This is a genomic window from Halomonas sp. KM-1 (assembly GCF_000246875.1).
In the GTDB taxonomy this organism is placed as follows: Bacteria; Pseudomonadota; Gammaproteobacteria; order Pseudomonadales; family Halomonadaceae; genus Halomonas; species Halomonas aerodenitrificans.
Map to the genome: position 1 here is coordinate 1 of NZ_BAEU01000134.1, position 741 is coordinate 741.

At 65.5% G+C, this 741-nt stretch carries 1 protein-coding gene; it reads right to left on the minus strand.

The window, feature by feature from the left end; translation table 11 throughout:
• The coding region (locus B8115_RS23630; RefSeq protein WP_010628828.1) for an outer membrane adhesin-like protein at positions 1-741 on the minus strand (741 nt) is incomplete at both ends.

A 741-nucleotide genomic window follows, 5' to 3' on the forward strand; every position in this document is an offset into this window, starting at 1 on the left:
GGTCTCGGTGTTCCAGGTGCCGGTAACGGCATCGCCCCCTTCGGTGGCCCAGCGGGGGCCACCCAGGTTGGCGTCGGGCAGGTCGTCAGCCACTTCGACGGTAATGCCCGCAGTGGCGCTATCGCCATCCTGGTCGCTGGCGACGACCGTGATACCGGTGATGGTCAGGTCGTCGACGTTGACGTCGTGCGGCAGTGCGGCCAGCAGCTCCGCCGTGACGGTGATGGTACCGCTCTGCTGGGCGGCGATCGGATCGGTGCCGCTCAGGCTCAGCTTGAGCACCGGCTCGCCATCGAGGCGGCCGATCAGGTTGCCGTCGTTGTCCAGCGACCAGCTCAGCTCACCGTCGAGGCCGGTGACCTGAATGTTGCCGGTATCGCCGAAGGCAAAGCTCACGATGTCGTCGCTGCCGGCGGTAAAGGCCAGGGTATCGCTGATGACGTGGCTGCCGCCCACGGTTTCAGCATCGGCCAGGGCCAAGGTCACGCTGCCGCCTTCGCCATTCGCATCGCCCGGGGTCGGACCCTCGCCATCCTTGATCTTGATGCGATGGGTGTCCGTGGCGCGATCACCGTCACCGTCGACCTTGATCAGCTCGAAGCGAATCGACTGCTTGTCGTTGTGATCCAGGTTGGTGCCCGGCACGAAGGTCCAGGTGCCATTGGCATTGAAGGTCAGGGTGCCTTCAGGCAGCGCGTAGGCATGGCCGATCTGCAAGACCTGCTCGGCGCCACCGTTGAG